Source organism: Salipiger sp. 1_MG-2023 (genome assembly GCF_030547555.1).
Taxonomy (GTDB): domain Bacteria; phylum Pseudomonadota; class Alphaproteobacteria; order Rhodobacterales; family Rhodobacteraceae; genus Salipiger.
Map to the genome: position 1 here is coordinate 41,676 of NZ_JAUOQN010000019.1, position 25,309 is coordinate 66,984.

The 25,309-nt window shown below is 66.1% G+C and carries 25 protein-coding genes; 16 read left to right on the forward strand and 9 right to left on the reverse strand.

The window, feature by feature from the left end; translation table 11 throughout:
* Positions 1-7 precede the first annotated feature (7 nt).
* Both Q4543_RS11170 and Q4543_RS11175 read right to left on the reverse strand, forming a co-directional pair.
* Positions 8-739: an SDR family NAD(P)-dependent oxidoreductase gene (locus tag Q4543_RS11170; protein ID WP_303438331.1), complete on the reverse strand. Its 732-nt coding sequence runs from the start codon at positions 737-739 to the stop codon at positions 8-10.
* Complete coding sequence (locus tag Q4543_RS11175) at positions 736-1,491, reverse strand: SDR family NAD(P)-dependent oxidoreductase (protein WP_303438332.1); 756 nt, start codon at positions 1,489-1,491, stop codon at positions 736-738. Before Q4543_RS11175 ends, Q4543_RS11170 begins: the two co-directional genes overlap by 4 nt.
* 94 nt (positions 1,492-1,585) lie before the next feature.
* Here Q4543_RS11175 and Q4543_RS11180 point away from each other — a divergent pair, with 94 nt between their 5' ends.
* The 3 genes from Q4543_RS11180 (at position 1,586) to Q4543_RS11190 (ending at position 3,621) form a co-directional block, all read left to right on the forward strand.
* Positions 1,586-2,149 (forward strand): TetR/AcrR family transcriptional regulator, encoded by a 564-nt coding sequence (locus tag Q4543_RS11180; protein WP_303438334.1) that lies wholly within the window; start codon positions 1,586-1,588, stop codon positions 2,147-2,149.
* A gap of 10 nt (positions 2,150-2,159) precedes the next feature.
* Positions 2,160-2,999 carry a polysaccharide deacetylase gene (locus Q4543_RS11185; RefSeq protein ID WP_303438336.1) on the forward strand — a complete coding sequence of 280 codons (840 nt, stop codon included), beginning with the start codon at positions 2,160-2,162 and terminating at the stop codon, positions 2,997-2,999.
* Positions 3,000-3,099: 100 nt separating this feature from the next.
* A complete protein-coding gene (locus Q4543_RS11190) occupies positions 3,100-3,621 on the forward strand; it encodes an acyloxyacyl hydrolase (protein WP_303438337.1) in 522 nt (173 codons plus the stop codon).
* Here Q4543_RS11190 and Q4543_RS11195 read toward each other — a convergent pair.
* Positions 3,618-4,304, reverse strand: coding sequence for a hypothetical protein (locus Q4543_RS11195; RefSeq protein WP_303438339.1), 687 nt, complete (start codon positions 4,302-4,304; stop codon positions 3,618-3,620). The two genes, Q4543_RS11190 and Q4543_RS11195, sit on opposite strands and share 4 nt — an antisense overlap.
* Positions 4,305-4,370: 66 nt before the next feature.
* Positions 4,371-5,561 (reverse strand): aminoacetone oxidase family FAD-binding enzyme, encoded by a 1,191-nt coding sequence (locus tag Q4543_RS11200; protein ID WP_303438341.1) that lies wholly within the window; start codon positions 5,559-5,561, stop codon positions 4,371-4,373.
* 346 nt (positions 5,562-5,907) lie between these two features.
* Between Q4543_RS11200 and Q4543_RS11205 the strand changes: the two genes are divergently transcribed.
* The 12 genes from Q4543_RS11205 to recN all read left to right on the forward strand — a co-directional run bounded on the left by Q4543_RS11205 (position 5,908) and on the right by recN (position 20,370).
* Positions 5,908-7,074, forward strand: a complete 1,167-nt coding sequence (locus tag Q4543_RS11205; RefSeq protein ID WP_216002695.1) for a putative peptidoglycan glycosyltransferase FtsW — start codon at positions 5,908-5,910, stop codon at positions 7,072-7,074.
* A gap of 137 nt (positions 7,075-7,211) precedes the next feature.
* Positions 7,212-8,345, forward strand: a complete 1,134-nt coding sequence (gene murG / locus Q4543_RS11210) for an undecaprenyldiphospho-muramoylpentapeptide beta-N-acetylglucosaminyltransferase (protein WP_303438343.1) — start codon at positions 7,212-7,214, stop codon at positions 8,343-8,345.
* A 29-nt stretch (positions 8,346-8,374) separates the two neighbouring features.
* Positions 8,375-9,772, forward strand: coding sequence for a UDP-N-acetylmuramate--L-alanine ligase (gene murC / locus Q4543_RS11215; protein ID WP_303438382.1), 1,398 nt, complete (start codon positions 8,375-8,377; stop codon positions 9,770-9,772).
* Between the two features lie 63 nt (positions 9,773-9,835).
* On the forward strand, positions 9,836-10,084 hold the full coding sequence (locus Q4543_RS11220) for a DUF2484 family protein (protein WP_303438345.1): 249 nt from the start codon (positions 9,836-9,838) through the stop codon (positions 10,082-10,084).
* A gap of 40 nt (positions 10,085-10,124) precedes the next feature.
* The gene (gene murB, locus Q4543_RS11225; protein ID WP_303438347.1) at positions 10,125-11,054 is read left to right on the forward strand and encodes a UDP-N-acetylmuramate dehydrogenase; all 930 of its coding nucleotides are present in this window, start codon (positions 10,125-10,127) and stop codon (positions 11,052-11,054) included.
* A 228-nt stretch (positions 11,055-11,282) separates the two neighbouring features.
* The gene (locus Q4543_RS11230) at positions 11,283-12,197 is read left to right on the forward strand and encodes a D-alanine--D-alanine ligase (protein WP_303438348.1); all 915 of its coding nucleotides are present in this window, start codon (positions 11,283-11,285) and stop codon (positions 12,195-12,197) included.
* Positions 12,194-13,081, forward strand: coding sequence for a cell division protein FtsQ/DivIB (locus tag Q4543_RS11235; protein ID WP_303438384.1), 888 nt, complete (start codon positions 12,194-12,196; stop codon positions 13,079-13,081). The genes Q4543_RS11230 and Q4543_RS11235 overlap by 4 nt, the downstream gene beginning before the upstream one ends.
* On the forward strand, positions 13,078-14,409 hold the full coding sequence (gene ftsA, locus Q4543_RS11240; RefSeq protein ID WP_216002700.1) for a cell division protein FtsA: 1,332 nt from the start codon (positions 13,078-13,080) through the stop codon (positions 14,407-14,409). The genes Q4543_RS11235 and ftsA overlap by 4 nt, the downstream gene beginning before the upstream one ends.
* Positions 14,410-14,927: 518 nt before the next feature.
* Positions 14,928-16,544: a cell division protein FtsZ gene (gene ftsZ, locus Q4543_RS11245; protein ID WP_303438350.1), complete on the forward strand. Its 1,617-nt coding sequence runs from the start codon at positions 14,928-14,930 to the stop codon at positions 16,542-16,544.
* A 231-nt stretch (positions 16,545-16,775) separates the two neighbouring features.
* Positions 16,776-17,705, forward strand: a complete 930-nt coding sequence (gene lpxC, locus Q4543_RS11250) for a UDP-3-O-acyl-N-acetylglucosamine deacetylase (protein ID WP_216002702.1) — start codon at positions 16,776-16,778, stop codon at positions 17,703-17,705.
* A 142-nt stretch (positions 17,706-17,847) separates the two neighbouring features.
* On the forward strand, positions 17,848-18,705 hold the full coding sequence (locus Q4543_RS11255; RefSeq protein WP_303438353.1) for an outer membrane protein assembly factor BamD: 858 nt from the start codon (positions 17,848-17,850) through the stop codon (positions 18,703-18,705).
* 15 nt (positions 18,706-18,720) lie between these two features.
* On the forward strand, positions 18,721-20,370 hold the full coding sequence (gene recN / locus Q4543_RS11260) for a DNA repair protein RecN (RefSeq protein ID WP_303438355.1): 1,650 nt from the start codon (positions 18,721-18,723) through the stop codon (positions 20,368-20,370).
* Here recN and Q4543_RS11265 read toward each other — a convergent pair.
* From Q4543_RS11265 to Q4543_RS11275, 3 genes are all read right to left on the reverse strand, one after another.
* Positions 20,367-21,560, reverse strand: coding sequence for a UbiH/UbiF family hydroxylase (locus Q4543_RS11265; protein ID WP_303438357.1), 1,194 nt, complete (start codon positions 21,558-21,560; stop codon positions 20,367-20,369). The two genes, recN and Q4543_RS11265, sit on opposite strands and share 4 nt — an antisense overlap.
* A gap of 55 nt (positions 21,561-21,615) precedes the next feature.
* Positions 21,616-21,819, reverse strand: a complete 204-nt coding sequence (locus Q4543_RS11270) for a hypothetical protein (RefSeq protein WP_303438359.1) — start codon at positions 21,817-21,819, stop codon at positions 21,616-21,618.
* 123 nt (positions 21,820-21,942) lie between these two features.
* Entirely contained in the window at positions 21,943-22,593 is a 651-nt protein-coding gene (locus Q4543_RS11275) for a pyrimidine 5'-nucleotidase (RefSeq protein WP_303438361.1), read from the reverse strand.
* 105 nt (positions 22,594-22,698) lie between these two features.
* Here Q4543_RS11275 and Q4543_RS11280 point away from each other — a divergent pair, with 105 nt between their 5' ends.
* Positions 22,699-23,343 carry a GntR family transcriptional regulator gene (locus Q4543_RS11280; protein WP_216002708.1) on the forward strand — a complete coding sequence of 215 codons (645 nt, stop codon included), beginning with the start codon at positions 22,699-22,701 and terminating at the stop codon, positions 23,341-23,343.
* Here the strand turns inward: Q4543_RS11280 and Q4543_RS11285 are convergent.
* Complete coding sequence (locus Q4543_RS11285; RefSeq protein WP_303438364.1) at positions 23,340-24,458, reverse strand: glycosyltransferase family 2 protein; 1,119 nt, start codon at positions 24,456-24,458, stop codon at positions 23,340-23,342. The two genes, Q4543_RS11280 and Q4543_RS11285, sit on opposite strands and share 4 nt — an antisense overlap.
* Positions 24,424-25,233, reverse strand: a complete 810-nt coding sequence (locus tag Q4543_RS11290) for a hypothetical protein (RefSeq protein WP_303438366.1) — start codon at positions 25,231-25,233, stop codon at positions 24,424-24,426. The genes Q4543_RS11285 and Q4543_RS11290 overlap by 35 nt, the downstream gene beginning before the upstream one ends.
* Between the last annotated feature and the right edge of the window lie 76 nt (positions 25,234-25,309).

A 25,309-nucleotide genomic window follows, 5' to 3' on the forward strand; every position in this document is an offset into this window, starting at 1 on the left:
CCCGCCCTCAGGGCATGGCGCTGCCGCCGTTCACCCCGAAACATTGCCCGGTGATGAACCCCGCCTCTTCGCCCGCAAGGAATCGCGCCATGGCGGCGATGTCGCCGGGCTGGCCGTAGCGGGCCAGCGGCGAGGCAAGGTCCATTGCGATCTGCTCTGGGCTCATCGAGGCGGGCGCGGTCATGTCGGTCTCGATCGGCCCCGGAGCGATGGCGTTGACCAGAATGCCGGGGGCCAATTCGCGCGCCAGCGCCTTGGTCAGCGACAGGATCGCCCCCTTCGAGGCGCAATAGGCCACAAGGTCTGCGCGCCCGACCAAGGCCAGCTCGGAGGCGATGTTGATGATGCGCCCCGCATCCGAGCGCCGGGAAAATTCGCGGCAATTGAGGAAACAGCCCCGTAGGTTCACCGCGATCACCTTGTCGAAATCCCCGGCGCTCGTGTCGCGCAGCGGTGCCTCGTGCAGGATGCCAGCGTTGTTGACCAGAATATCCGGCGCACCGAACCGGGCAAAGGCGGCGTCGTGAAAGGCGATGACTTGCGCCTCGTCCGAAACATCGGCGGCAAACCCCATCGCCTCGCCCTGTGCGTCAAGCGCGGCGAGGGTTGGCCCGGCGGCGGCGTCACCGGGGTGACAGAACGCCACTCGCGCTCCGGCCGCCGACAGCGCCAGCGCGATGGCGCGCCCGATCCCGCGGGAGCCGCCGGTGACCAGCGCGGTCTTGCCCTGCAGAGTCATGCCATCACCTCGCCGCGGTCGATGGTGATCGCCTGCCCGGTGATGTTCGCCGCGCCGTCCGAGGCAAGATACAGGTACAGCCCGGCGATATCGTCGGGGTCCATCAGGCCGGGCAAGACCTGTGCGGCGGAAAGCTCTGCCGCGACCTCGGCTTCGGAGCGGTTGGATGCGCGCGCCATCTCCCGCAGCGAATTCATCGCCGGGCCGGTGCGCACCCAGCCGGGGCAGACCGCGTTGACCCGGATGCCGCGTGGCCCCAGCTCATGCGCCCAAGTGCGGGTCAGGCCCAGCGTGGCGTGTTTGCTTGCGACATAGGCGGCAAACTCTGGCACCGCCGTGCGCGCCCAGATCGACGCGGTGAGGATCACCGAGGCGCCCTCGCTCAGCCGATCACGCAGCGCCCCGGTGACATTGCGCGTGCCGGTGACGTTGACGGCAAGGACGCGCTCGAAGGTTTCATCGCGCCCCGGGATCAGCGGGGTCGGGCGCTCCAGCCCGGCGTTGTTCACCAGCACATCCAGCGGGCCGGTATCGGCCAGCGCCGCGCTCACCGCCTCGGCATCGGATATGTCGCACTGTATCGCCCGCGCGCCGGGCAGGGCGGTGTCGTGAATCGCCGGGCTGTCCGCAAGCACGGTCAGCGTCGCCCCCGCCGCATGAAAGGCGCGCGCGATGCCAAGGCCGATGCCGCTGGATGCGCCGGTGACAAGCACCCGCTGCCCGCTGAAGTCAAACCCGATCCTGCCGCCCATGAAATGCCCTTTCGTTTGCGGGCTGACGCTACAGAGTGAAATAGTTTATTCAATAAAAAATTTGTTGCGGTTAAGCTGATGCGAAAGGATCGCCATGGCCAGCCTGCGAAATCGCCAGAAACAGGATCGCCGCCGCGCCATCATGGACGCGGCGCAGACGCTGTTCGCGCGGAACGGCTATGGCGCGACCACCGTCGAGGATATCGCCGCCGCCGCCGGGGTCAGCCATGTGACGGTGCACAATTACTACGGCACCAAGGCGGGCGTGTTGCTGGCGATGGTCGCGCAAAGCGATGCGCAGCTGCTGGACCGGCTTGCGGCGGTGCTGCCCGCGCAGGCCGATGCGCTGACGCTGACCGTGGCCTTTGCCCGGCAGATCATGCTGCACGCCGATCAGGGCCTTGGCCGCGCCACGTGGCGACAGGTGCTGGCCGCCGTCGCCGCCGAGGCCGGATCTGCGGCTGCGGCAGAGTACGCAGCGCTGGACGGGGCGCTGGTTCAGGCGCTGGCACAGCGCCTTGATGCTGCGCCCGCCGCCGCCGCGCTGTTCGATCTGATCAATGCGCGGTTCCAGCGCTTCGTCACCTCCGATCAAAGCGTCGATGCGGCCTGCGATGCGCTGCGCCGCGACCTGTCGGCGCTGTTGTCCCTGTCCTGAAAGGCTTTCCATGTTCCTCAACCCGATCCAATGGCCCGAAGGCCGCCCCGTCGCCGCCTGCGTCAGCTTCGACATTGATGCCGACAGTCTGATCCGCTGCGCTCGGCCCGAGGATGCCGAGCTGCGGCTTCAGCCGATCTCGATGGGTCGTTACGGGCCAACCGTCGCGGTGCCGCGCATCCTTGAGACCTATCGCCGGTTCGGCCTGCGCCAGACCTTTTTCATGCCGGCCTGGGTGATGCAGAACTACCCCGACACGGTCGAGGCGATCCTCAAGGACGGGCACGAGATCGGCCATCATTCGTGGTGCCACGAAGACCCGATGAGCCATTCCGACGCCCATGAGGCCGAGCTGTTCGAACGCGCGCTCGAGGTGCATGTGGCGATGACCGGGCGCAAGCCGCGCGGCTACCGCGCGCCGGTCTATTCGATCACCCCTGCCATGGTGGACCGGCTGATCGCCCATGGCTTCCTGTACGACAGCTCGATGATGGCCGACGATCTGCCCTATCTCGTGCAGAGCGAACGGGGCAGCCTGATCGAGATGCCGCCGCATTGGGGCACCGACGACTGGCCGCCCTTTGCCCATTTCGCCGAGATCGATTACCTGATGCCGGTGCGCGCACCGTCCGACGGCATCCGCGCCTTTGCCGAGGAATTCGACGCCATGCTCGAGGTGGGCGGCTTCTGGATGCCGGTGCTGCACCCGTTCCTGACCGGTCGTCTGGCGCGCTGGCGCGAGATGGAAAAGCTGCTGGAGCGGGTGGTGGCCAGCGGCGCATGGCTGGCCCCGTTGGAAGACATCGCCGCTCATGCCGCCGCGCAGCCGCTGCGCCTTGAGGCGATCTGAGCCACCTCCCCGCAATGGGCGGTGCAAACCCCGCTGGCAGCGCTGGACTTCACCGGCGATCTCGGCCATCCCTGTCCCGAATATCTGACCGGAGGACGACATGGCAGACGGAACCTTTGCAGTCTTGATGCTCATTGCAGGGCTGACCGACATGGGCGTGAACCACTGTGGCACCGCCTCGGGCTGCGTTGGCGCGGGCGATGTGGCACCGCGCGTGGCCTTTTCGGCGGGCAGCTCGCTGGAGCGTCGCGCCGACACGGGCGCCGAGGCCTATCTGCGCTACGATCTGAGCCGCACCATTGGCCCGTTCGGGCAGGCGATGGGCCTGTCGCTGGGCGAGGAAAGCGGCGCATGGGTGGGCTATGGCCTGACATGGGGCACCAGTCTCGGCAACTCGCCCTTTTACACCGAGTTGCACGTGATGCCGGGGCTGTACGCCGCCTCCGACAGCTTTGATCTGGGTGGTCCGATCGAATTCCGTTCGGGAATCGAGCTGGGCTATGAGGCGGACAATGGCTGGCGCTACGCACTCAGCTACGATCACCGCTCGAACGCGCAGATCTACGACAACAACCCCGGCATCGAAACGGTGCAGTTCCGGGTGTCGATGCCGATCCGCTAGGGCTGGCTCAGGCGCGATTGCCGCAACCGCTGCAACGCGCCGTTACGGATCGCCAGCGGGTGCACCACGCCGATCTGCGCGGGCACCTCGGGCAGATTCAACAGGCGCGCAATCGCCAGCCGGTGCGCGCCGCCCCCCGCCCGCATCGGCGTGCCGTCTCGGGTGATATGCACAAAGATGCCGCCATGCTCGCGGCGAAAATAATCGGGCAGCTCGACCTTTGCCAGCAGCCGCCCGCGGGCGCGGGTTTCCTCGTAAAGCCGGTCAAGGGCGGCATAGCGTGCCAGCAGGTCTTCGCGTGTGGCGCAATCGTCGGGCACATGCCCGGCCTCGATTTCCTTCAGCAGTCTTTCGAACAGTGGCGTGTCTTCCCAGCGCACACCGTCGTTGAAATGCATCGCGATGCTGACATATTTGGAATCATCCTTCAGCGGCACAAGCGACAGATCCCAGTCGCCATCCATGATCATGCCGCTGTGCCGCCGCCGGCGGCGCGGGCCCCGCCCGGCGGCGCGCTGCATCATTGCATTGGGGTCGACATAGACGCATTCGTCGGACCGGGGCGCATCGGGGCCATAGCGCCGCACGTTCAGCCAGTCGCGCACAGCCTTGCGCGGCACATGGGCCCGCAGATCGCGCAGCCAGTTGACCGGGTGCAGGGTGGGGTGATCGGCGAAAGCCATGCGCGGCGTCTCCATGACGGTTCGATGACGATCATGTAACGCCAGTGCTGCATTTTCAAGTCGCGCTCAGCGGGATGTTGCGCTCTGGGCGATATGGCGGCCACAGGCCGCGCCCGAAGACCATGCCCATTGGAAGTTGTACCCGCCGAGCCAGCCGGTCACGTCCACCGCCTCGCCAATGGCAAAAAGCCCCGGCACCGCCTTTGCCTCCATGGACTTCGACGACAGCGCGTCGGTGGAAATTCCGCCAAGGGTGACCTCGGCGGTGCGATAGCCCTCGGTGCCCTGCGGGCGCAGCTCCCATGATTTGAGCGCCTGCACCAGCGCATCGACGCGCAGATCCGACAGATCGCCGATATTGCCCGACAGATCGATTTCCTGCGCCAGCAATGGCACGAGGCGCGCGGGAAGGGGGCCTTGCAGCTCGCTGACAAGAGCGCGCCGCCCGCGGCTGCGTCGTGCCTCGCGCAGCAAGGCGCCAAGGTCGGTGCCGGGCAGCAGATCGACCTGCACCGGCTCGCCCTCGTGCCAGTAGCTCGACAGTTGAAGCACCGCTGGCCCGGACAAACCGCGATGGGTGAACAGCATCGCCTCGTCAAATCCGGCGCGCTCGTTGAACATCCGCACCGGCAGCGACAGCCCGGCCAGCGTTGCAAAACGGCCATCGGCGAACGTAAACGGCACCAGCCCCGGCCGTTGCGGCACTAGATCAAGCCCGAAACGCCGCGCAATATCACAGGCAAGCCCACTCGCGCCCATTTTCGGTATCGACCGACCGCCGGTGGCCAGTACCAGATTGCGCGCGCTGACGCTGCGCCGCGTGCCCTCGCGTTCAAGCACCGCAGTGAAGCGCGCCCCATCATGCGACAGATCGACCAGCGCGGTGCGCAGCCACAGCTCGGCCCCGGCGGCGGTCATCTCGTGGCGCAGCATGTCGACGATCTGCGTCGCCTTGCCATCGCAGAACAGCTGCCCCAGCGTCTTTTCATGCCACGCGATGCCGTGGCGCGAGACCAGCTCGATGAAATCCCACTGAGTATACCGGGCAAGCGCAGACTTGGCGAAATGCGGGTTCTGCGACAGGAAACAGCCCGGCACGACACCAAGGTTGGTGAAATTGCACCGCCCGCCACCAGAGATGCGGATCTTCTCTCCCGGCGCCTTGGCATGGTCGATCACCAGCGTACCCGGCCCGGCATGGGCGGCGCACATCATGCCGGCGGCCCCGGCTCCAAGGATCAGCGTTTCAATCTGCATGTCGCCTCAGGACCACGAAGCGCCGCGCCGTGCAAGACCCCTCATCAATCCCGCTGCCGCGCCTGGCCGCGATAGACGGCCTGCCTCCGGCGGGGATATTTGTGGCCAGAAGAAACCTAGGCGCGGCGCTTCAACTTCTTCTGGCCACAAATATCCCGGGGGGAGCGCGGAGCGCGGGGGGGCAGCGCCCCCCTGCATGTTGGCGACCGGGCGTTGCGCCTGATGTCGTTGACGGGCCTTCCCAAGAGCGTGCTGCTTTGTTACCGTTATCTTTGCGACCCGGGTCAACCTGGGCGAAGTCAGGCAGATATACCGGCGCAGTCCGGGTTTCACGAGCGGTGATCCAATGACGGAAATGGTGTACGGCACGGCTCCCGTGCGCGAGGGCGAGCCCGTTTTGCCCAAATGGTGGCGGACGGTCGACCGTTGGTCGCTGTCCTGCGTCCTGATGTTGTTTGGCATCGGCATTCTGCTGGGGCTTGCCGCCTCGCCGCCACTGGCCGAGCGTAACGGCTTGCCGCACTTCCACTATGTCCAGAGGCAGGCGTTCTTTGGCGGGATGGCGCTAGTCGCAATGATGCTGACCTCTATGCTCTCGCCCATCGTGGTGCGGCGCGTCGCGGTGATCGGCTTTGGGCTGGCGTTCGTGGCGTTGCTCGGTCTGCCGTTTTTCGGGACCGATTTCGGCAAGGGCGCGGTGCGCTGGTATTCGGTCGGCTTTGCTTCGGTGCAGCCTTCGGAGTTTCTCAAGCCGTTGTTCGTCATCATTTCCGCATGGATGATGGCCGCGAGCCAAGAGATCGGCGGACCGCCGGGGAAAAGCTGGTCTTTCGGGCTGACGATGGTCATCGTGCTGACGCTGGCCCTGCAGCCCGATTTCGGTCAGGCCTGCCTGATCCTGTTTGGATGGGGCGTGATGTGGTTTGTCGCCGGTGCGCCGATGATCATGCTGCTGGGCATGGCGGCAATGACGGTGCTGGGTGGCATGGTCGCCTATAACAGCTCGGAACATTTCGCCCGCCGCATCGACGGCTTCCTGACCCCCGATGTCGATCCGCGCACCCAGCTGGGCTATGCCACCAACGCCATTCAGGAGGGCGGGTTCTTTGGGGTTGGCGTTGGCGAGGGGCAGGTGAAATGGTCGCTGCCCGACGCGCATACCGATTTCATCATTGCCGTCGCGGCCGAGGAATACGGGCTTATTCTCGTGCTGGTGATCATCGCGCTTTATGCCGTGGTCGTGGTGCGCTCTCTGCTGCGCCTGATGCGCGAGCGCGATCCGTTCATCCGCCTCGCTGGCACCGGCCTTGCGGCGATGTTCGGGGTGCAGGCGATGATCAACATGGGCGTGGCGGTGCGCCTGCTGCCTGCCAAGGGCATGACCTTGCCCTTTGTCAGCTATGGCGGCTCGTCGCTGATCGCGGGGGGGATTGCGGTCGGCATGCTTCTGGCCTTCACCCGCTCGCGCCCGCAAGGCGAGATCGGCGAAATCCTGCGCGGCATGCGCCGCTGAGCAACGTAGCGGCGGGCAGGGCTTTCCCCGCAGCGGCGAGTTGACTAGGAAAGCCCGAATTCGGGCGCTTGCGCGCCCGCTCATTCACGCAACATCTTTTCAGGTGCGGTAGGATCAGGCGAAGGCGAGGGGCTCAGATGACAGAACGGTACAGGCGTCCCTTGCTTGTCATGGCGGCCGGTGGCACCGGCGGGCACATGTTCCCGGCGCAGGCGCTAGCCGAGACGTTGCTGGCCCGTGGCTGGCGCGTCAAGCTGACCACTGATGCCCGCGGGGCGCGCTACACCGGGGGCTTTCCCGAGGGCACCGAAATCGAGCAGATCGCCTCGGCCACCTTTGCGCGCGGCGGCATCGCCAGCAAGCTGGGCGTGCCGTTTCGCATCGGCTCTGGCGTGGTGCAGGCGATGCTGGGGTTTCGCCGGGACCGCCCCGATGTGGTGGTGGGCTTTGGCGGCTATCCGTCGATCCCGGCGCTGGCGGCGGCGCAGCTGATGAAGCTGCCGCGCATGATCCACGAGCAGAACGGCGTGCCCGGCCGGGTCAACGAGATCTTTGCCAAAAAGGTCGATGTCGTAGCCTGCGGCACTTGGCCGACCAAACTGCCGGAGGGCGTCGAGGCGGTGCACACCGGCAACCCGGTGCGCGGCGCGGTGCGCGAGCGCGCCGGGGCGGGCTACATCGTGCCGGGCGATTACCCGATGTCGATCCTTGTGATCGGCGGCAGCCAGGGCGCGCGCATCCTGTCGGATGTGGTGCCCCCGGCGATCGAGGCGCTCCCTGTCGAGATCCTGCGCAATCTGCGCATCAGCCATCAGGCCCGCGACGAGGATGGCCAGCGGGTCAGCCAGTATTATCTCGACCATGCCATCGACGCCGAGGTGAAGCCGTTCTTCGATGACATCCCGGCGCGGATGTCCGAGGCGCAGCTGGTGATCTCGCGCTCGGGGGCGTCCTCGGTGGCGGATATCTCGGTGATCGGGCGCCCGTCGATCCTTGTGCCCTACGCGGTGGCGGCGGGCGATCACCAGACGGTCAATGCGCAGGGGCTGGTCGATGCGGGCGCGGCGATCCGCATCCCCGAAAGCAAGCTGACGGTCGAGGCGATGTCCGAGGCGATTATGGCCATCCTGAGCAACCCCGAGGGCGCGGCGCATATGGCGCATGCGGCGATGCGGATCTCGAAACCCGATGCGGCGGCGGATCTGGCGGCGCTGGTCGAGCGGCTGGGCGGATTCGAACCAGACATGACAGCAGAGGAGGGGCAGGCATGAAACATCACAGGCACGGCGAAAGAGGCATGATGAACGCGGCGACCAAACTTCCGGGCGATGTAGGGGCGATTCATTTCGTCGGCATCGGGGGCATCGGCATGTCGGGCATTGCCGAGGTTCTGCTGAACCATGGCTATGTGGTGCAGGGCTCTGACCTCAAGCGCAGCAAGATCACCGAGCGGCTGGAAGAAAAGGGCGCGCTGGTGTTCGAAGGGCAGGCGGCCGAGAACCTTGCCGAGGCCGAGGTGGTGGTGATCTCCTCGGCGATCAAGCCGGGCAACCCCGAGCTGGACGAGGCGCGTCGGCGCGGTCTGCCGGTGGTGCGCCGGGCCGAGATGCTGGCCGAGCTGATGCGGCTGAAATCCAACGTCGCCGTCGCGGGCACGCACGGCAAGACCACCACCACGACCATGGTGGCGACGCTGCTGGATGCGGGCAAATACGATCCCACGGTGATCAACGGCGGCATCATCCATGCCTATGGCTCGAACGCGCGCGTGGGGCTTGGTGAATGGATGGTGGTCGAGGCGGATGAATCCGACGGCACCTTCAACCGGCTTCCGGCGACCATCGCCATCGTCACCAACATCGACCCCGAGCACATGGAGCACTGGGGCAGTATCGAGAACCTGCGCGACGGTTTTTACCAGTTCGTGTCGAACATTCCGTTCTACGGGCTGGCGGTGTGCTGCACCGATCACGCCGAGGTTCAGGCGCTGGTGGGGCGGGTCACCGACCGGCGCATCACCACCTATGGCTTCAACGCGCAGGCCGATGTACGGGCGGTGAACCTGCATTACGAAAAGGGCATCGCCAAGTTCGACATCCTGCTTCAGGCGGAAGGCGAGAAGATCGAAGGCTGCTCGCTGCCGATGCCGGGCGATCACAACGTCTCGAACGCTTTGGCGGCGGTGGCGGTGGCGCGTCATCTTGGGATGAAGCGCGAGGAAATCCGTGCGGCGCTTGCGGGGTTTGGCGGCGTCAACCGGCGCTTTACCCGGGTGGGCGAGGTCAATGGCGTGACCGTCATCGACGATTACGGCCACCATCCGGTCGAGATTTCGGCGGTGCTGAAGGCGGCGCGTCAGGCCTCCGAAGGGCGGGTGATCGCGGTGCACCAACCGCATCGCTATTCGCGCCTGTCCAATCTGTTCGACGATTTCTGCGCCTGTTTCAACGAGGCCGATGTGGTGGCCATCGCCGAGGTCTATGCCGCTGGCGAAGACCCCATTCCGGGGGCCTCGCGCGAAGATCTGGTGGCCGGATTGATCCGGCACGGCCACCGGCACGCCCGCGCGATCCTCAGCGAGGACGATCTTGAACGGCTGGTGCGCGAACAGGCGCGGCCGGGCGATATGGTGGTCTGTCTCGGGGCGGGCACGATCTCGGCCTGGGCCAACAACCTGCCGGCGCGGCTTGAACGCTGAGCGCATCCCGCAGGTCTTTCGTGCGAAAGAACTGCGCTGCTGCACCAGGGCAGGGAGCCTCTGATGAGCCTGTCGCTGTTTCTTGCCTGCGCCTGGGGTATCATCGCCAATATCATGGCGATGCTGCCGGCGCGCGACAATCACTGGCGGCGGGCCTATATCCTGATCGCGACGGGCATTCCCATCGTGCTGCTGGTCGGCTGGCAACTGGGCGGGTGGATGGCGCTGATCGTGTTGCTTGCGATGTCCAGCATCCTGCGCTGGCCGCTGCGCTACCTGCTACGCTGGATCACGGCGCGGTTTCGCCGATGACGTCTTGCGAAGCGCGCGGGCGCAAGGCAAAACCTCTGCCATGAGCTATCCCCAGACCCGTGGGCGCCTGACGCCCGACCGCCCGCTATCCGAGCTGACATGGCTGCGCGTTGGCGGGCCCGCCGATGCCTTGTACCAGCCTGCCGATCTGGCGGATCTTCAGGCCTTTCTCGCGGCGCTTCCAGCGCAGGTAAAGGTGTTCCCCATGGGGGTCGGCTCGAATCTCATCGTGCGTGATGGCGGGCTGCGCGCCGTGGTGATCCGCCTTGGCCGGGGCTTCAACGCCATTCACGTCGAGGGCAGCCGCGTCACCGCCGGAGCCGCCGCGCTGGATGCGCATGTGGCGCGCAAGGCCGGGGCGGCGGGAATCGACCTGACCTTTCTGCGCACCATTCCGGGCAGCATTGGCGGCGCGCTGCGGATGAACGCCGGATGCTACGGCTCTTATGTTGCTGACCATCTGGTCGAGGCGCGCGCCGTCACCCGCGAGGGCGAGCTGGTCACGCTGACCCCGGCCGAGCTTGCCTTTGGCTACCGTCACAGCACGCTGCCCGATGGCTGGGTGCTGACCGAGGCGGTGTTCGAGGGTGCGCCGGGCGATCCTGCCGCGCTCGAGGCGCGCATGGCGGACCAGCTCGCCAAGCGCGACGCCACGCAGCCGACCAAGGACTGCACCGCCGGATCGACCTTTCGCAACCCTGCCGGGTTCAGCTCGACCGGGCGGGCGGATGACAGCCATGAGCTCAAGGCATGGAAGGTGATCGAGGATGCCGGGATGCGCGGCGCCGCGCAGGGCGGGGCGCAGATGAGCCCCAAGCACGCGAATTTCCTTGTGAACACCGGAGAGGCAACCGCCTATGATCTTGAATCCCTTGGCGAGGAAGTGAGAAAAAGGGTTTTCCAACACAGCGGAATACAGCTAGAGTGGGAAATCATGAGGGTCGGTGAACCGGCTCTTGGCCGGTCCTGAGGGGCGGCCAACTGCGAGGTCGGACAACCGGCCCGTCTGCGCGCAGGCGCAGCCCGAGCAGGGCACCATATCGTTCCGGGGTTGACCCGGTGGCCGTGACTATGCGGCCCAACATGTGGCGGAGTCCGGGTAAACCGGGCCTGACCGACTGAGAATACCGGGGGGCATACCCCCGAAGGGCATAAAAACAAGAGGGCGAAGCCCTCGAGAATCAAGGCGGTTTTGGGGATGTCGAGCAGGGCAAACCCGAAAGTGGCGGTGCTGCTTGGCGGCCCCTCGGCTGAACGCGAGGTGTCTCTGAGTTCCGGGCGGGAGTGCGCCGCTGCTTTGAGGGGTGAAGGGTTCAACGTGACCGAGGTCGATGCTGGCCCGGATCTGGCAGAACGTCTGGTGGCGCTGGCGCCCGATGTCGTGTTCAACGCCCTGCATGGGCGCTGGGGCGAGGATGGCTGCGTGCAGGGGCTGCTGGAATGGCTGGGCCTGCCCTACACCAATTCGGGCGTGCTGGCCTCGGCACTGGCGATGGACAAGGAGCGCACGAAAGCGGCCTATCGCGCCGCCGGTCTGCCAGTGGTCGAAAGCCTGCTGGCCAGCAAGGCGCAGATCGAGGCCGCGCATCTGATGGCGCCGCCCTATGTGGTCAAACCCTATAACGAAGGCTCGTCGGTTGGTGTCTATCTCGTGCAGGAGGGGGCCAATGCCCCGCCGCGCCTGTCGGAGGACATGCCCGAAACCCTGATGGTCGAAACCTATGCGCCGGGGCGTGAGCTGACCACGACGGTGGTGGGCGACCGGGCGCTGACCGTGACCGACATCCTGACCGATGGCTGGTACGATTACGACGCCAAGTACAAGGTCGGCGGCTCGCGTCATGTGCTCCCGGCGCAGATCCCGCAAGACATCTTTGATGCCTGTCTCGACTACGCGCTGCGCGCCCATGAGGCGCTTGGCTGCCGCGGTGTCAGCCGCACCGATTTCCGCTGGGACGAGGCGCGCGGGCGCGACGGGCTGATCCTGCTCGAAACCAATACCCAGCCCGGCATGACCCCGACCTCGCTTGCGCCCGAGCAGGCGGCGCATTGCGGCATGTCCTTCGGGCAGCTCTGCCGCTGGATGGTGGAGGATGCCTCGTGCCACAGGTGAGGGGAACGCCCGAGCCGCAGTTCATCCGGCCCGATCCTGCGCCGTCGCGTCTGACCTATCGCATCGAACGGCTGATGCTGACGCCGCTGTTCCGGCTTGGCCTGCACGTCGGGCTGCCGGCGTTGATCGCAATTGGCGCGGCGGGCTGGTATTTTTCCTATGAAAGCCACCGCACGCAGATCGTCGAAACCTATGGCAGTCTGCGCAACGAGATCCAGAACCGGCCCGAATTCCGCGTCAACCTGATGGCCATCGACGGGGCTAGCATCACCGTGGCCGAAGACATCCGCGAAGTTCTGACGCTGGATTTCCCGATCTCGTCCTTCGATCTGGATCTTGACACGATGCGCGAGCAGATCACCGGGCTTGATGCGGTGCAATCCGCCAGCCTGCGCATCCGCTCGGGCGGGGTGCTTCAGGTGGATGTGGTCGAACGCGTGCCGGTGGTGTTGTGGCGCTCGGGCGCGGGGCTGGAACTGCTGGACAAGACCGGGGTGCATGTGGGGCCGGTGGAATCGCGCGCGGATTATCCCGGATTGCCGGTGATCGCCGGGGTCGGCGCCGATGCCCATGTCAGCGAAGCGGTGGCGCTGGTCAGGGCGGCAAGCCCGCTGGCGGCGCGGCTGCGCGGGCTGGAACGCATGGGCGGGCGGCGCTGGGACGTGGTGCTGGATCGCGGGCAGCGCATCCTGCTTCCCGAAGACAACGCGGTGCAGGCGCTGGAGCGCGCCATCGCGATGGATCAGGCGGTCGACATGCTGGGCCGCGACATTGCCGCTGTCGATCTGCGGCTGCCGCGTCGCCCGACGCTGCGACTGACCAGGACGGGGCAAGAAGAGTACTGGCGGATCAAGGCCATGGAGACCGGAGAAAAGCAACAATGATCGAGCTCTATGAATCCCAGCGTGCCATGCGCAACATGCGCAAGGCGGCGATGCAGCGCGGTGTGGTCGCGATCCTGGACGTGGGCAGTTCCAAGATCGCCTGCCTTGTGCTGCGCTTCGATGGCAACGAACCCACGCGCGATGACGGGGTCGGCTCGCTTGCCGGGCAGTCGGGCTTTCGGGTGATCGGCGCTGCCACCACACGTTCGCGCGGGGTGAGTTTCGGCGAAATCGCCGCCATGGGCGAGACCGAGCGCGCCATCCGCACCGCCATTCAGGCGGCGCAGAAAATGGCCGCGATCCGCGTCGATCATGTCATCGTCGGGTTTTCCGGGGCCGAGCCGCGCAGCTACGGGCTGACCGGCAAGGTCGATGTCAACAGCAGCACCGTCACCGAACAGGATGTGGCGCGGGTGTTGTCGTCTTGCGAGGTGCCCGATTTCGGCACCGGGCGCGAAGTGCTGCACGCGCAGCCGGTGAATTTCGCGCTCGATCATCGCTCGGGCTTGTCGGACCCGCGCGGGCAGATCGGCCAGACCCTGTCGACCGACATGCACATGCTGACCGTCAACGCGCAGGCGGTGCAGAACATCGTGCATTGCGTCAAACGCTGCGATCTGGAGCTGGCCGGGCTGGCGTCCTCGGCCTATGCTGCGGGGATCTCGGCGCTGGTCGAGGACGAGCAGGAACTGGGCGGGGCCTGCATCGACATGGGGGGTGGCACCACGGGCGTGTCGATCTTCATGAAGAAACACATGATCTACGCCGACACCGTGCCAATGGGCGGCAACCACGTCACCGGCGACATTTCCATGGGCCTGTCGATCCCGATGGCGATGGCCGAGCGCATCAAGACCTTTTACGGCGGGCTGTTCGCCACCGGCATGGACGACCGCGAGATGATCGAGATTTCGGGCGATACCGGCGATTGGCACCATGACCGGCGGCAAGTCAGCCGCGCCGAGCTGATCGGCATCATGAAGCCCCGCGTCGAGGAGATCCTCGAAGAGGTGCGCGCCTGTCTTGATGCGGCGGGGTTCGATCACATGCCCTCGCATCAGATCGTGCTGACCGGCGCCGCCAGTCAGGTGCCGGGGCTGGACGGGCTGGCAAGCCGCATTCTTGGTCATCAGGTGCGTCTGGGCCGCCCGATGCGGGTGCACGGGCTGCCGCAGGCGGCCACCGGGCCGGGTTTTGCCAGTGCGGTCGGCATGTGCCTGTTCGCGGCGCATCCGCAGGACGAATGGTGGGATTTCGAGATCCCTGTGGATCGCTACCCGGCGCGCTCGATCGCGCGGGCGGTCAAGTGGTTCCGCGACAACTGGTAGGCGATCAGCGCAGGCCTCGCCAATCCGCCTGCCGGGATCGAGCGCACCGTTCGACACCGCCATCGGCGACTGGCGCAAAGCGGCTGCTGGCAATGTCTCTGCGCAAGGCGCAGCGCTCTGGCGGGCAGAGCGCCCGCCTCGGCAAGGCGCTCCGCGAATTTGTGCCGATCCGCCCCTGCATCCCCGTGACAGCCCTGCATCCCCATGTTAAAGATACGCACAGACCGCTGTGGAAAAGCGGCACCCGAGGGACGAGCAGTCTCCAGATATCAGATCGATCCGCCCCGCCTGAGCGCGTTTTGCACCTGTCTCATGCGGTGTATCGGTGTGTTTCAGGTCCAGACCCCCAAATCTGGGGTGGTCGGCGAAATCCCGCGCGCATGCTGATCGCGACACCCATATTTCGTGGTGATTCTGCGTTTTTTACGTGACCGAACGCGTGGGTTTGGGTTAGAAATGACCGCAAAGGCGCAAGGACAGGCGTGCAACAAAGTCATAAATGACAGGCGGACACTGACATGACACTCAACCTCTCGATGCCCGGCCAGGATGAAGAGCTGAAGCCCCGGATCACGGTCTTCGGCGTGGGCGGCGCTGGCGGCAACGCCGTCAACAACATGATCGAAAAGAACCTCGAGGGCGTCGATTTCGTCACCGCGAACACCGATGCGCAGGCGCTTCAGCAATCGCTGTCGCCCAACAAGGTGCAGCTTGGCGTGAAGGTGACCGAAGGTCTTGGCGCCGGGGCACGGGCCTCGGTTGGCGCGGCCGCCGCCGAAGAGAGCATCGAGCAGATCGTAGACCACCTTGCCGGTGCGCATATGTGCTTCATCACCGCGGGCATGGGCGGCGGCACGGGCACTGGCGCCGCGCCGATCATCGCACAGGCCGCGCGCGAGCTTGGTGTGCTGACCGTCGGCGTGGTGACCAAGCCGTTCCAGTTCGAAGGCGCCAAGCGGATGCGTCAGGCCGAAGAGGGCGTCGAAGCCCTGCAAAAGGTCGTGGACACGCTGATCGTCATTCCGAACCAGAACCTGTTCCGTCTGGCCAATGAGAAGACCACCTTCACCGAGGCTTTCACCCTTGCCGACAACGTGCTGTATCAGGGCGTCAAAGGCATTTCCGACCTGATGGTGCGTCCCGGCCTGATCAACCTCGACTTTGCCGACGTCCGCTCGGTGATGGACGAGATGGGCAAGGCGATGATGGGCACCGGCGAGGCCGACGGCGAAGAGCGCGCCATCCAGGCAGCCGAAAAGGCCATCGCCAACCCGCTGCTGGACGAGATCTCGCTGCGGGGTGCCAAGGGCGTTCTCATCAACATCACCGGCGGTCACGATCTGACCCTGTTCGAACTCGACGAGGCGGCCAACCGCATCCGCGAAGAGGTCGATGCCGATGCCAACATCATCGTCGGCTCGACGCTGGATGACAGCATGGAAGGCACGATGCGGGTGTCTGTCGTGGCGACCGGCATCGACGCCTCTGGCGCGCAGCTTGATATTCCGGTGCCGCGCCGCCGCATGGCCGAGCCGCTCAAGACCCATCTCGAAGAGCCCGCACCCGCGCCCGCGCCGGTGCAGCGTCCGGCCCCGGTGGCAGCCCGCGCACCCGAGCCCGAATACGAGGAAGAAGAGCCCTCGCTGTTCGAAGGCATGGGGCATCAGCAATTCGAGGCAGAGCGCAGCGCGCCCACCTACGAGCAGGAGCTGGTCGAGGAAGACGAGCTGCCGACCCCGGTCTATCGCCCGCAGGTCGCGCAGTTCCAGCCGCAATCCGATGCCTTTGCGTCCGAGCCCGAAGCCTTTGTCGCGCCCCGCGCCCCGGCAGCGGGCACGCCGTCGCCCGAAACCATGGCCCGGCTTCAGCAGGCCGCAGGCCGTGCGCGTTCGCAGGCCCCCGCAGCGCCCCGTGCGCCGCAGCCCGCGCCGACCCGCGCCGCCGAGGCCGACAAGCCGCGCTTTGGCATCAACTCGCTGATCAATCGCATGACCGGTCATGGCGAAGCGGCCCCCGCGCCGCGCCGCGCCGCGCCGTCGATGCAGCACAAACCGGCGCCCGTGGTCGACACCGAAGAGGCCGCCGATCAGGACCGGATCGAGATCCCGGCCTTCCTGCGGCGTCAGGCAAACTGACATTTCGCTGAAATGCCACGGCAGACGCCCCCTCATCGAGGGGGCGTTTTTCGTTGTGGGGCAGGGGGTTGCCGCAGGCGCACACGGCGTGGGCAAGGTTTCGCGTATCGTTTGCCTACGATGTTTCAGTCGGTTGCAATACTTGATTTGAGCTATTCGGGGCACGTGGCTATCTCCATCATCGAGGATCCGCCTGTGGGGGGCAGATCACCGAAGACCGAGGTACCGACCGTGCAGACGACCATCAGATCAGCAGTCAGCTTTCAAGGCGTCGGCCTCCATTCGGGCCAGCCCGCGCGCCTGACCATTCGCCCTGCCAGCGCCGAACATGGCATCTGGTTCAAGCGTACCGATATCGAGATCGGCGATGCGCTGGTTCCGGCCCGGTGGGATTCGGTCGTGGTCTCGCCGCTGTGCACTCTGATCAAGAATCGCGCCGGGGTGTCGGTGTCGACCATCGAACATGTGATGGCGGCGCTGGCCGGTTGCGGCATTCACAACGCGCTGATCGAGATCGACGGCCCCGAGGTCCCCATCCTCGACGGCTCGTCGGTGCCCTTCGTGCGTGGCATCCTTGCCCGTGGCATCCGCAGCCTGCGCGCCCCCGTCCGCGCCATCGAGATCCTGAGCCCGGTGCATGTGCAGACCGCCAAGGGCTGGGCCCGCCTGTCGCCCGCCAAGCCGGGGCAGGGGCTGACCATGGATTTCCACATCGCTTTCGACGATGCCGCCATCGGCACGCAGGACAAAAGCCTGAACCTCGCCAACGGCAGCTTTGTGCGCGAGCTGTGCGACAGCCGCACCTTCTGCCGTCAGGCCGATGTCGATGCCATGCAGGCCAATGGTCTGGCGCTTGGCGGCACCTATGAAAACGCCGTGGTGGTTGATGGCGACAAGGTGCTCTCGCCCGGCGGTCTGCGTCATGCCGACGAGGCGGTGCGCCACAAGATGCTCGATGCGCTTGGCGATCTTTATACCGCCGGAATGCCGATCATCGGCCATTACGAGGGCCACAAGGCCGGGCACGCCATCACCAACACCCTGCTGGTGGCGCTGTTTGCCGCCCCCGAAGCATGGCGCGTGGTGGAATGCGATGCGCTCTGCGCCGCGACCCTGCCGGGCGCGGGTGTCGATCTCCATGAGATTTCTGCCGTCGCGTAAGCGTTTGCACCGGCTGTCACTGCCGCGCGACGAGCCGGGGCAAAACATCGTTAAGGCGTTTTGCCCCGGAATTATCTGTGCTAGTGACTTGGCCCAAGGGCCGCAAAACCGGCCACATTACGGGAAATGAGGATTGTCGGGCATGGCATGCGGCAACAGATCGCGGACGATTGTGATCGGAGCGGCGGTATCCGCCCTTCTTCTCGGGGCTTGCACGGCGCAGGAACGGCCCGGCTACGCGCGGGGCAATGTGCCCCTCGAGACCTATACCGCCGAACAGATCTTTGAGCGCGGCGAATACGAGATCGACAACAACGACGGCGAGCAGGCGGCCTATTACTTTGGCGAGGTCGAGCGGCTGTATCCCTATTCGGAATGGTCAAAGCGCGCGCTGATCATGCAGGCCTATGCCTATCATCTCGAACAGGATTACGAGAACAGCCGCGCCTCGGCGCAGCGCTATATCGATTTCTATCCCACCGATGATGATGCTGCCTATGCGCAATACCTGCTGGCACTCAGCTATTACGACCAGATCGAAGAGGTCGGCCGCGATCAGGGCCTGACCTTCCAGGCGCTGCAATCGCTGCGGCTGGTGATCGAACGCTATCCCGACAGCGAATATGCCCGCTCGTCGATCCTGAAATTCGACCTTGCCTTCGATCACCTCGCCAGCAAGGAAATGGAGATCGGGCGCTATTACCTCAAGCGCGGCAATTTCGGCGCGGCGATCAACCGCTTCCGCTCGGTGGTCGAGGATTTCCAGACCACGACTCACACCCCCGAGGCGCTGCACCGGCTGGTGGAATCCTATCTCTCGCTTGGCCTGACCGACGAGGCGCAGACCGCTGGCGCGATCCTTGGCTACAACTATCAAGGGTCGGAGTGGTATCAGGACAGCTACAAGCTGCTGACCGGGCGCGGCCTCAAGATGGAGGTCACCGGCGACAACTGGCTTTCCACGGTCTACCGGCAGATGGTCAAGGGTCAGTGGCTCTGACCGGACAGGGGCGTCATGCTGCGCGCGCTTGAAATCCGCGACATGCTGATCATCGACCGGCTGGAGCTTGCGTTTCAGCCGGGGCTCAACGTGCTGACCGGCGAAACCGGGGCGGGCAAGTCGATCCTGCTTGATTCGCTGGGCTTTGTACTGGGCTGGCGCGGGCGGGCCGAACTGGTGCGCAGCGGCGCCGATCAGGGCGAGGTGACGGCGGTGTTCGAACTGGCCCCCGGCCATGCCGCCCGCGCCGTGCTGGAAGAGGCCGGGCTGCCCTCGGGGAACGAGCTGATCCTGCGCCGGGTCAACACCACCGACGGGCGCAAGACCGGCTGGGTCAACGACCGGCGCGCCAGCGGCGAGGTGCTGCGGCGGCTGTCGGAAACGCTGGTCGAACTGCATGGCCAGCACGACGATCGCGGCCTGCTGAACCCCTCCGGGCATCGGTTTATCCTTGATGATTACGCCGCTATTGATGGGCTGATTGCCGCCACCCGCGCGGCATGGGCGCAGCGCCGCGAGGCACGCAAGGCTCTGGCCGCTGCCGAAGCTGCGCTTGACGCCGTGCGCGCCGAAGAAGATTTCCTGCGCCACGCCGTCGCCGAGCTGGAAAAGCTGGCCCCCGAGCCGGGCGAAGATCAGGCGCTGGATGAACGCCGCCGCATGATGCAGGCTGCCGAGCGCATCCGCGAAGACATCGCTCGCGCCTCGGATGCCATTGGCTATGACGGGGCCGAGGGCGCGATGTCGAACGCGCTGCGCTGGCTCGAAGGGGCCTCTGAGCGCGCCGAGGGTCGGCTGGATGGCGCGATGGCGGCGCTGACCCGCGCCATGGCGGAACTTGACGAAGCCGGGCGCGAGGTGGCCGATTGCCTCGATGCGCTGGAATACAACCCGGCCGATCTTGAAGACACCGAAGAGCGGCTGTTTGCCCTGCGTGGGCTGGCGCGCAAGCATTCGGTCGCGCCCGACGATCTGGCCGAGCTGACGCAGACGCTCTCGGGCCGTCTGGCGGCGCTGGATCGCGGCGAGTCGGATATCGCCGATCTCAAACGCGCCATGGCCGCGGCCGACAGCGCCTATGACGCCGCCGCCGAAGCGCTGAGCGCGGCGCGGCGCAGCAATGCCGCCCGGCTCGATGCGGCGGTTGCGGCAGAGCTTGCGCCGCTCAAGATGGAACGCGCGGTGTTCCGCACCGAGGTTACCGCTGGCGATCCCGGCCCCGAGGGGCGCGACGCCGTGGCCTTTACCGTCGCCACCAATCCGGGCGCGCCGTCGGGGCCGCTCAACAAGATCGCCTCGGGGGGCGAGCTGTCGCGCTTTTTGCTGGCGCTCAAGGTGTCGCTGTCCGAAGAGCGCAATCGCGGCGTCACCATGATCTTTGACGAGATCGACCGCGGCGTCGGCGGCGCCACCGCCGATGCGGTGGGGCGGCGGCTGAAATCGCTGGCCGATGGCGGGCAGGTGCTGGTCGTCACCCATTCGCCGCAGGTTGCGGCGCTTGGGGCGCATCACTGGCGGGTGCAAAAGCGCGTCGAAAACGACATGACCCTGTCGACCGTGGTGCCGCTGGCCGAAGACGCCCGCGAAGACGAGATCGCGCGGATGCTGTCGGGCGACACCGTCACCCCCGAGGCACGGGCCGCAGCCCGCGCCCTGCTGGGTTAATCCCGCGCCCCAAGGCCCAGCTGCATCAGCGTCTTGCGCAGCGGCGTCACGCTATACAGCGCATTGAGCGCCGTAGCGCGGGCATCGCGCAGCGGCGGCGCGCTCAGCATCGAGGTTCGGTTCAACATTGTGATCCCCGCCACCCGCGCCCGCACATCTGCGATGCGGCGGCGGTGATAGGCCTCCAGCGTCGCCGCATCGCCCAGCCGGTCCGGCGCCGCCTGCGCCAGATCGAGCAGCGCCGCCATGTCGCTGAGCGACATGTTCAAGCCCTGCGCGCCGATGGGGGGCACCACATGCGCCGCTTCGGCCACCAAGGCCAGCCGCTCGCTTGACAGCCGCTCGGCATGTTGCGCGATGATCGGCCAGATCGTGCGCTGCGAGGCCAGCGTCAGCCGCCCCAGCAAGTGGCAGGAGCGTTCCGACATGGCGTCTTCGAACGCGGCGGTGGGCAGGGCGAAGAGCGCCTCGGCCTTCGGGCCTTCTTCCATCCAGACCACCGCCGAGGAATGACGGCCCTTGAAATCCGGTAGGGGCACGAGGGTGAACGGGCCGCCGGTGCGGTGAATCTCGGTCGAGACATTGCCATGGGGCAGCGGGTGCGTGACCGCAAAGGCCAGCGCCTTCTGGCCAAAACGCGTGGTCTTGACCCCGATCCCTGCGGCTTGGCGCATCGGCGAGTTGCGCCCATCGGCGGCGATCACCAGCCGCACCTGTTGCACGCTGCCATCGCTCAGACCGACGCGGGCATAGGCCTCACGGGTGAACAGCGTCTTGGTGCCGGTGCCGGGGCGGAAATCGACATTGGGCATCGCCTCGAGCGTCGCCGCCATCTCGCGCCGCAGCAGCCAGTTCGGCAGGTTCCAGCCAAACGGCTTTTCCGAGATGTCGGAGGCATCGAAATCCTTGATCACGCGCGGCTCGGGGAGCGCGCCCCCGGCATCGACGATGCGCATGGTCTGCAGCGGCATGGCGTGATGCGCCAGCCGATCCCACAGGCCCGCCTGTTGCAGAAAGGCCTGCGCCGGTTGCAGAAAGGCGGTGCTGCGCAGGTCGGCCCCGGCCTGTTCGCGGTCTGTCACCGGCGGTGCGGGATCGACGCAGAGCACGCGAAACCCGGCAGAGCCAAAGGCGGCCGCCGCGCAAAGCCCTGCAATGCCGCCGCCCGAGATGAGTATGTCGTGATCCATCGCCGCTCTCCTTTGATCCTTATCTAGGGCAGAGAGCGCGGGGTTGCCAATGCGACTACTTGCCGACGGTGATCAGCAGGATCATCGCGTAGCACACCGGCACGCAGGCCAGCGCGCACATCGCCAGCCCGACAGCGCCAAAGGTTACCGTTGCGGCGATCACCACGGCAAGGAACACCGCCACGAACAGGTAAAGCCCGGTTTCAAGGCTGAGGCCCGCCTTGGCGGTCACGGTCGGCTGCAGGTCGGTCGTGGTCATGTCTGATCTCTCCCAGATGGGGCCGGTGGGCGAACCGTCTCGGCACTCCGGGGGTCATAAAGACACCGGATCAGAAAATCATCGCGCAGAATGTCGCAGGCGCAGCATTTCGCCGCCCCTGCGTCAGCGTTGCCGGAGGCCGCGCAGGAATTCCGGCAGATCGGGCGCGTGGTGGCCGATATGATCACCCGGCGCGCGTTCGGGGGCGACATGCACGGTCTGCATGCCCATGGCGTGCGGCGCGGCCAGATTGCGCGGATCATCCTCGAACATCGCGGCGCTGGTGGGGGCGAGCCCGTCGAGGGCGAACACCGTCTCGAAGGCCTCGGGCTTCGGCTTGGGGCGATAACCCGCGTGTTCGACGCCGTAGATGGCATCAAACGCCGCGTCGAGCCCGCGCGCCCTGAGCACCTGCGCCGCATAGGGCGCGCTGCCGTTGGTATAAACGATCCGCCGCCCCGGCAGCGCGGCGATCAGCTCGGCAAGATGCGGATCTGGGGTCAGCGCGTCAAAGTTGATGTCATGCACGTCGACAAGGTATTCCTCGGGGTCGATGTGATGCTCGGCCATCAACCCGGCCAGTGTGGTGCCATGCAGATGCCACCACGCCTTGCGCAGACGGTCGGCTTCGGGGTGGGCGGCGCCGGTGACGCGCATCACAAAGGCGGTCATCCGGGTTTCGATCTGATCGAACAGGCGCACGGCCGGCGCATACAGGGTATTGTCGAGGTCAAAGACCCATGTGCGGACGGGATCGAAGGGGCGCTGTGTCATGCGCCAGACCCTAAAGCGCGCCCGCGCGGGCCGCAATGGCCGGGGCGCATTGATCCTTTGCCCATGATAGCGGTATCCTGCCCCGATTGTGCGAGGAGACACCCGATGAACCAGCTGCGAACGCCGAACAAGGATGCCTATACGCTGATCCTCGACGCGATCGATTCCGGCATCTATCGCCCCGGCGACCGGCTGGTGGAAAGCGAGCTGGCCGAGCGCTTTGGCGTATCGCGCACGCCTATCCGCGAGGCGCTGCAACGGCTGGAAACCCAGTCGCTGCTGGCGCGCGACGGGCGCTCGCTCATCGTCGCCTCGCTGGATCACAACCAGATGGCCGAGCTTTACGTGGTGCGCACCGAACTCGAAGGTCTTGCGGCGCGGCTTGCCGCCCGCCACGCCAGCGAGGAAGAGATTCAGGTGTTGGCCGACATGGTGTCCGAAGACCGGGCGCTGGTGAGTGAGCCCTCGGCGCTGGCGCGGGCCAACCGGCGCTTTCACCGGATGATCCATCTGGCCTCGCACAACCGCTTTCTGGTGCAGCAGCTTGATCTGGTGCACCGCTCGATGGCGCTGATGGCGACCACCTCGCTGGCGGCGGAAGGGCGGGGCGAAATCGCGCTGACCGAGCATCAGGCCATCGTCGATGCCATCTCGCGCCGCGACGAGGATGCCGCCTATCAGGCGCTGCGCGATCATATCTCGGTGGCCTTCGTCACGCGGCTGAAGCTTGACAGCCGAAAGGTCGACTAGACGCTGGGGTCTTCGGGAATGTCGGCGCCGTCGTGGTCGGGGGCGGATTTGCCGTGGCTGGTTTTGTCCCAGTAGAACGGGTTCGACAGCAGCTCCCATGCGGCCTTGTAGGCCGCAAGCGTGGCCAGTGGGAAATACAGGAACAGCGTCGGCACCCATGGCAGCAGCCCCTTGTGCGGGCTGCGGATCACCGCCGCGATGCTGACGAGGATCGAGACCGCCTCGGCCAGCAGGAACAGACCGACGAGCGCGCCGAGCGACAGGCCTGCGGGCAGGGGGGTGTTCCAGCCCGCCAGCACCAGCCAATAGGACCAGAGCACCGGCGCCAGCAGGAACTGCATGAACGCACTTAGAAAGATCAGCTGCACCCCGAGGAATTTCCACGCCCCGAGGTCGCGCAGCAGCCGGCGCGGGCTGCGCATGTGCACGCCCCATGTGATCATGTAGCCCTTGAGCCAGCGCGAGCGTTGCCGCACCCAGGCCCAGGGGCGGTTGTTGGCCTCTTCGCGGGTGACGACGGGGACCAGTTCGGTCACATAGCCGTGCCGGGCAAGGCGCACGCCAAGATCGGCATCCTCGGTGACGTTATGCGCGTCCCAGCCGCCGACCGCTTCCAGCGCCTCGCGGCGAAAGAACACCGTGGTGCCCCCGAGTGGAATCGCAAAGCCAAGCCGTGCAAGGCCTGGCAGCACGATGCGGAACCACGTGGCGTATTCGATGGTGAAACAGCGCGACAGCCAGTTGGCCTTGGGATTGTAGAAATCCAGAATGCCTTGCAGGCAGGCGACCTTTGCCGGCGTGGCCAGAAAATGCGCCACGATGCGGCTGATCTGATCGGGCGCGGGCGAATCCTCGGCGTCATAGATGCCGATGATGTCGCCGCGCGCAAATTTCAGCGCGTAGTTCATGGCGCGCGGTTTGGTGGTGACCGGCCCGTCGGGCACCTCGATCACCCGCATCCAGCGCGGCAGCACGGCCTGTGCCAACGCCTTGCGGGTGGTGTTGTCCTGCGCCTCGAGGATCAGCATCACGTCCAGCTGGGCGCGCGGATAGTCAAGCCGGGCCAGCCGCCCGACGAGGTCAGCGGCTATATGCTCCTCGCGGAACAGCGGCACCAGGATCGAGACAGGCGGGCAGGGCGGGGGATCCGCGCAAACGCGCGCCCTGCGGGGCGCCGGGCCGCCTCCAGCCGGCCAGCAGGGCGGAAAACTTCAGGCCCTGCGCAAACAGAAGGGTGACGATGGCAAGCACGGTGGCGCCCGCAAAGAACTGCGCCGGCATCACGAACAGCAGCGCAAGGCAGCTGAGCGCGAACCCGGCCCCCAGCAACGCCTGGATCGGCGAGATCCGATCCATTTCGCGGCAGCTTTCATGCGCCGGAACCTGGGTTTCGGCCCGGCGGGCCAGCGCCGTGCCGTGCCGCTGCGCGATGACGTCGTGCAGATCCGATTCCAGCGCCAGCGCCATGGCGACATCCTTGTCGTGATCGGGCAGTTCATCGATCAGCGCGTTGAACAGATCGGGGCGCGAGGTGGCGACCACCAGCGTCTTTCCGATCCGCATCCACGGCACGCAGGACAGGCGCAGACAGGTTTCCGGCTCGATGATATCCAGAAGATGGCTCTCTGGCGGGCTGGCCTCGGGCGTCAGCGTCATGGCGCCGTAGTGCTGCGCCTGAGCCTCGAGGATCTCTTGCGGCGTCGCAAGGTCTTCGGCCAGCAGAACCTGCGGCAGGGCCGCGCCGCTGCGAAAGGATTCAACAAGAGCGAACATCGCATCGCCCGGGGCAATGCTGCCATTCGCAAGCAGAATTGCGCTGATCGGACGACCGCGTGGGCTGGAGGCCTGCGCGAGTCGCGAGCTGCGGAACCCCTGACTTGGGCTGTTCATGGTGTGCTCCTGATCCCTGCGGGTGGGATCAGGTTTCGGTAAATCCGGTAAACGAAGGGTTAATCACAGGGGCCGT

Bases quoted from the DNA above. Each gene is read 5' to 3' on its own strand.
- Q4543_RS11170 (WP_303438331.1), bottom strand. From the start codon at position 739: ATGACTCTGCAGGGCAAGACCGCGCTGGTCACCGGCGGCTCCCGCGGG.
- Q4543_RS11175 (WP_303438332.1), bottom strand. From the start codon at position 1,491: ATGGGCGGCAGGATCGGGTTTGACTTCAGCGGGCAGCGGGTGCTTGTC.
- Q4543_RS11180 (WP_303438334.1), top strand. From the start codon at position 1,586: ATGGCCAGCCTGCGAAATCGCCAGAAACAGGATCGCCGCCGCGCCATC.
- Q4543_RS11185 (WP_303438336.1), top strand. From the start codon at position 2,160: ATGTTCCTCAACCCGATCCAATGGCCCGAAGGCCGCCCCGTCGCCGCC.
- Q4543_RS11190 (WP_303438337.1), top strand. From the start codon at position 3,100: ATGGCAGACGGAACCTTTGCAGTCTTGATGCTCATTGCAGGGCTGACC.
- Q4543_RS11195 (WP_303438339.1), bottom strand. From the start codon at position 4,304: ATGGCTTTCGCCGATCACCCCACCCTGCACCCGGTCAACTGGCTGCGC.
- Q4543_RS11200 (WP_303438341.1), bottom strand. From the start codon at position 5,561: ATGCAGATTGAAACGCTGATCCTTGGAGCCGGGGCCGCCGGCATGATG.
- Q4543_RS11205 (WP_216002695.1), top strand. From the start codon at position 5,908: ATGACGGAAATGGTGTACGGCACGGCTCCCGTGCGCGAGGGCGAGCCC.
- murG (WP_303438343.1), top strand. From the start codon at position 7,212: ATGACAGAACGGTACAGGCGTCCCTTGCTTGTCATGGCGGCCGGTGGC.
- murC (WP_303438382.1), top strand. From the start codon at position 8,375: ATGAACGCGGCGACCAAACTTCCGGGCGATGTAGGGGCGATTCATTTC.
- Q4543_RS11220 (WP_303438345.1), top strand. From the start codon at position 9,836: ATGAGCCTGTCGCTGTTTCTTGCCTGCGCCTGGGGTATCATCGCCAAT.
- murB (WP_303438347.1), top strand. From the start codon at position 10,125: ATGAGCTATCCCCAGACCCGTGGGCGCCTGACGCCCGACCGCCCGCTA.
- Q4543_RS11230 (WP_303438348.1), top strand. From the start codon at position 11,283: ATGTCGAGCAGGGCAAACCCGAAAGTGGCGGTGCTGCTTGGCGGCCCC.
- ftsA (WP_216002700.1), top strand. From the start codon at position 13,078: ATGATCGAGCTCTATGAATCCCAGCGTGCCATGCGCAACATGCGCAAG.
- ftsZ (WP_303438350.1), top strand. From the start codon at position 14,928: ATGACACTCAACCTCTCGATGCCCGGCCAGGATGAAGAGCTGAAGCCC.
- Q4543_RS11255 (WP_303438353.1), top strand. From the start codon at position 17,848: ATGGCATGCGGCAACAGATCGCGGACGATTGTGATCGGAGCGGCGGTA.
- recN (WP_303438355.1), top strand. From the start codon at position 18,721: ATGCTGCGCGCGCTTGAAATCCGCGACATGCTGATCATCGACCGGCTG.
- Q4543_RS11265 (WP_303438357.1), bottom strand. From the start codon at position 21,560: ATGGATCACGACATACTCATCTCGGGCGGCGGCATTGCAGGGCTTTGC.
- Q4543_RS11270 (WP_303438359.1), bottom strand. From the start codon at position 21,819: ATGACCACGACCGACCTGCAGCCGACCGTGACCGCCAAGGCGGGCCTC.
- Q4543_RS11275 (WP_303438361.1), bottom strand. From the start codon at position 22,593: ATGACACAGCGCCCCTTCGATCCCGTCCGCACATGGGTCTTTGACCTC.
- Q4543_RS11280 (WP_216002708.1), top strand. From the start codon at position 22,699: ATGAACCAGCTGCGAACGCCGAACAAGGATGCCTATACGCTGATCCTC.
- Q4543_RS11290 (WP_303438366.1), bottom strand. From the start codon at position 25,233: ATGAACAGCCCAAGTCAGGGGTTCCGCAGCTCGCGACTCGCGCAGGCC.